The organism is Proteiniphilum sp. UBA1028 (genome assembly GCF_002316955.1).
GTDB lineage: Bacteria > Bacteroidota > Bacteroidia > Bacteroidales > Dysgonomonadaceae > Proteiniphilum.
This window is the reverse complement of sequence record NZ_DCEN01000025.1, coordinates 2,670-3,577: the sequence shown is the minus strand read 5'-3', so window position 1 is coordinate 3,577 and position 908 is coordinate 2,670. Positions and strand designations below refer to the sequence as shown.

General features: G+C 36.1%; 1 pseudogene. It reads left to right on the top strand.

Annotation, left to right across the window (positions count from 1 at the left end):
• Positions 1–88: 88 nt before the first annotated feature.
• A pseudogene (locus B3Z75_RS14320) lies at positions 89–393 on the top strand (transposase); the annotation flags it as partial.
• Positions 394–908: the final 515 nt, after the last annotated feature.

Genomic DNA, 908 nt, shown 5'->3' with positions numbered 1-908 from the left:
TGAATGAAAAACTACAAGAAAAAAGACTCTTGTAGTTTTTTCTTTTCAAACCTCTCGTTAATTTGTGTGAGGGGATTTGAAAAGAAAAAACATGATTAGCGGTAAAGTCACCCAAGCTACTGTAGAGAGGTAAAACCGTCCGTTGGAAAGCATGTATTTGGCTGTTTGGATGGACGGTATCGTTTTCAAGGTGAGGGATCCGGGCAAGGCAGTAAATAAAACCGTTTATCTTTGTGTGGGTTTAAACAAGGAAGGGATAAAAGAAGTTCCGGGAATATGGACTGGAAAAACTGAAAGTTCCGGCTACTGAGCAGGAATATTAACCGATTTGAAAGCCCGCGGCATAAAACATCCTTGTTACCGTAACCGACAACCTGAACGGGTTTACGACACACCCGCAGATTTTTTCACAACAAAATCTTTCACTTCACTATCTCAATAAAACGAGAAGAGTTATACAACACCTTCCCTACCTCCCATACTAAGTTGTCGTTATGCCATACTTTGATGATTGTAATTGTACTTCCATCAGCATACAATTGGCAAGTGAATGTGTCTATTGAATGACCATCTAACTTGACGTATGTCTTTGTATGCTATTTGAACCTTTATTTGGAATAAAACTATCTGATTACGAATATTTAGAAAATGCATTTGATATAAGAAATAATTTCGCTCATCGTTACTACACTTCAAAATTTGGGGAAGTTCTAGTAATAAAAGATGAAACATTAGTGGAGCTTGTTCAAAAAGTGAATAAATTTGTTTATGAACTATTTAATAAGGTGATTAAAACGGTATATGAATCGCAATAATAGTGCACTCAAAAATATCACCTGAACAGTCCAAATAAGCCAAAAAAGATTCACTTTAACTCCGATGAGTTCACACAATTTGTTGGGATAGTC